The sequence below is a fragment of the uncultured Planktosalinus sp. genome (assembly GCF_963973675.1).
Classification (GTDB): Bacteria; Bacteroidota; Bacteroidia; order Flavobacteriales; family Flavobacteriaceae; genus Planktosalinus.
This window is the reverse complement of sequence record NZ_CAXBAN010000308.1, coordinates 1-3,279: the sequence shown is the minus strand read 5'-3', so window position 1 is coordinate 3,279 and position 3,279 is coordinate 1. Positions and strand designations below refer to the sequence as shown.

3 protein-coding genes and 1 pseudogene are annotated in these 3,279 nt (G+C 39.5%); all 4 read left to right on the top strand.

The genetic code is table 11. The features are described 5' to 3' along the window. Nucleotides 1-463, top strand: a 463-nt coding sequence (locus AACY61_RS11035; protein ID WP_339611638.1) for a TetR/AcrR family transcriptional regulator, incomplete at its 5' end; no start/stop codon positions are given. Next, the gene (locus AACY61_RS11030) at nt 460-1,716 is read left to right on the top strand and encodes a TolC family protein (protein ID WP_339611637.1); all 1,257 of its coding nucleotides are present in this window, start codon (nt 460-462) and stop codon (nt 1,714-1,716) included. The genes AACY61_RS11035 and AACY61_RS11030, both read left to right, overlap by 4 nt. Further along, nucleotides 1,713-2,615, top strand: a complete 903-nt coding sequence (locus tag AACY61_RS11025; protein WP_339611636.1) for an HlyD family efflux transporter periplasmic adaptor subunit — start codon at nt 1,713-1,715, stop codon at nt 2,613-2,615. Before AACY61_RS11030 ends, AACY61_RS11025 begins: the two co-directional genes overlap by 4 nt. Before the next feature lie 19 nt (nt 2,616-2,634). Further along, nucleotides 2,635-3,279: pseudogene (locus AACY61_RS11020) on the top strand (ABC transporter ATP-binding protein); the annotation flags it as partial.

Here is a 3,279-nt window from a genome sequence, read left to right as displayed (position 1 = left end):
ACAACTACTTTTTGAAGCCGTTTTCAAAACCGCTTTTTCATTACTCGCTCCGCAAATCAATACCATACTCAATGATGATTCTTCTGTAGAAGATAAAATAAGAAACTTTACCTCCAGTTATATTTCCTTTGTAATCAAGCATCCTTACCTGCCCAATTTTGTGATACAGGAGCTCAACAAAAATCCGGAGTTTCTCAATAAACTAAGAGAAAATAAAAATTTTCCGAATATCTCAAAATTTAAACAACAGGTAAACGATGAAGTAAAAGCAGGTTTACTAATCCCCATCAGTGGAGAACAACTGTTTATTAATATCATTTCCTTAAACATCTTTCCATTTATTGCCAAGAACCTGGTAAAAGGATTGACCGGTAATGATGAAACTGCTTTTGAAAACTTGATGAACGAACGTAAAACACATGTGGCCGAATTTATTATCCAATCTATAAAACGAACACCATGAAAAAATCCTTCGTTTTTATTCTGTTGTTAACCGGCACTGTCGCCTGGTCACAAACAACCATCACACTTGAAGAATGTTATGCTCTTGCCGAAGAATACTATCCGTTACAAAAACAAACGGCTTTGTTGAACACAAAAACCTCCCTTGAAAGAGAGGCCCTTCATGCCAAAAGACTACCACAAATGGAGTTGGACGCACAAGCCACTTACCAGTCAGATGCGACCGAAATTCCGTTTCCCGGTTCTGGAGTTGAGCCTTTAAACAAAGACCAGTATCGCGCAACACTCACTTTAAACCAACTCATCTATGACGGTGGCCAGGTTGCTGCCGCCTCAAACTTGAAAGAAGCCGAACTCAAAACACAACAAAAACAGTTGGAGGTGAGCCTTTATCAACTCAAATTACAAATCAATCAAATTTATTTTTCAATTTTACTGAATCAGCAAAAACAGGCAGTCTTAAACCTTCAGAAAAACGATCTCGAATCCCGCTTGAATGAAGTTAAGTCAGGTATCAAACACGGTTTGGTATTGCCGGCATCAGATAAAGTGATTGAAGCCGAATTGCTAAAAGTAGATCAAAAACTACTGGAACATAGCAATCACAAAAGAGCATTGTTGACCAATTTGTCTGAACTCATCGGTCAGCCGCTTCCGGAGTCAGCACAACTTAAAGAGCCTTTGCAAACAGTCTCTTTAGAAAAGCCGTTGCAGCGCCCTGAACTGGAGTTGTTTCAGCTTCAAAAACAGCAAATAGAACAATCAGAACAGCTGCTCTCCAAAAAAAACTATCCAAAGCTACAGGCTTTTGCTACTGGAGGCTATGGCAATCCCGGGCTAAATATGCTGGAAAATTCATTTGAAGCCTATTACATTACAGGCTTACGCTTAAACTGGAAGCTGTTTGACTGGAACGCCAATAAAAAAGAACGCAAAGCGCTTTCGGTAAATAAAGAAATTATCGATAGCGAGTTGGAAGTATTTTCACTTCAAACGCAAATTCAGCTGCAGCAACTGGCAGCTGAAATCAACAGCATAACTGATTATCTGGTGACTGACAGCGAAATTATTAAGTTGAGAAAAGAAGTTGCCAAGGTTGCTCAGTCACAATTAAACAACGGTGTTATCACCGCTTCGGCATATCTCACAGAACTTACGGCACTTTATGAAGCTGAAATCAGCTCAAAACTACACCGCATTCAATTACAATTGGCAAAAGCAAATTACAACATCATTCAAGGACAACAATTATGAAATCATTTATCAGTATTATAACCGGATTATTTATCAGCCTGTTCGTTTTAGTCTCCTGCTCCAATTCCAACGGAAAAGCAGATGCTTATGGAAACTTTGAAGCAACGGAAATTGTAGTGTCTGCCGAAGGAAACGGAAAACTAATGGCCTTTGATGTAAACGAAGGTGACCTATTAATCCAAAACACTGTTGTGGGGTTTATTGACACCATTCCGTTGGGTTTAAAACGCGAACTCCTTCTGGCAACTAAAGAAATAACAGCTTCTAAATCTAAAGGGGTACTATCACAAATCAAAGTGCTGAATGCGCAAAAAAACATCCTCAACACCAACAAAACCCGTATTGAAAACCTGCTGAAAGACAACGCAGCTACTCAAAAACAACTGGACGATGTTCAGGGAGAACTAGGTGTAATCCAACAACAAATAAGAAATATCGAAATTCAAAATGCCCCGGTAATCAAAGAACTAAAAAGTCTGGATATACAAATAAGACAATTGGATGATCAAATTCAAAAAAGCATCATTAGAAATCCCATAAATGGCACAGTACTCACCACTTTTACAGAGCCACAGGAAGTAACTGCTTATGGAAAACCGCTTTATAAAATAGCCGATTTAAGTACAATGCAGCTAAGAGTGTATGTGAGCGAAACCCAATTGGCCGAAATCAAAATAGGTCAGCAGGTAACTGTAAAAGTTGACGAAGGCAGTGGGATGAGCAGTCATCCCGGCATTGTCACCTGGATAGCATCTGAAGCAGAGTTTACGCCAAAAATCATTCAAACCAAAGAAGAACGAGTTGCGCTGGTTTATGCCGTCAAAGTTGATGTACCCAATGAAAAGGGCAGTTTGAAAATTGGAATGCCGGCAGAAATGTGGTTCAATGTAAACGAATAAACCCCTGACAATATCTACTATGAGTATAACCGTTACAAATATCTCTAAGTCTTACAAAGACGTTAAGGCCCTGAACAACATCTCTTTCGAGGTTGAAGAAGGTGAACTCTTTGGATTGATAGGTCCTGACGGAGCCGGTAAAACCACTTTGTTTAGGTTGTTAACCACCTTGCTTGTTGCAGACCAGGGCACAGCCACAGTAGCAGGATGGGATGTAGTAAACGATTATAAATCCATTAGAAAAAGCGTGGGATATATGCCGGGACGATTTTCTTTATATCAAGATTTAACCGTAGAGGAAAACCTGAATTTTTTTGCTACCATTTTTGGAACGACCATTGAAGAAAATTACGACTTAATAAAAGATATTTATGTACAAATAGAACCCTTCAAAAACCGAAGGGCCGGGGGAATGAAACAAAAGCTGGCATTGAGCTGCGCCTTAATACATAAACCCAAAGTATTATTTTTAGACGAACCCACCACTGGTGTTGACCCTGTTTCCCGAAAGGAATTTTGGGAAATGCTCAAGTGACTCAAAGAAAAAGGCATTACCATACTGGTCTCAACGCCTTATATGGATGAAGCCGCCTTATGCGACCGAATTGCTCTTATTCAGGAAGGCAGGATTCTAGAAATTGACAGCCCACAAGCCATTGTAAAA

What these genes read in the sequence shown, in the direction of transcription:
- AACY61_RS11030 (WP_339611637.1), top strand. Translation starts at nt 460, where the DNA reads ATGAAAAAATCCTTCGTTTTTATTCTGTTGTTAACCGGCACTGTCGCC.
- AACY61_RS11025 (WP_339611636.1), top strand. Translation starts at nt 1,713, where the DNA reads ATGAAATCATTTATCAGTATTATAACCGGATTATTTATCAGCCTGTTC.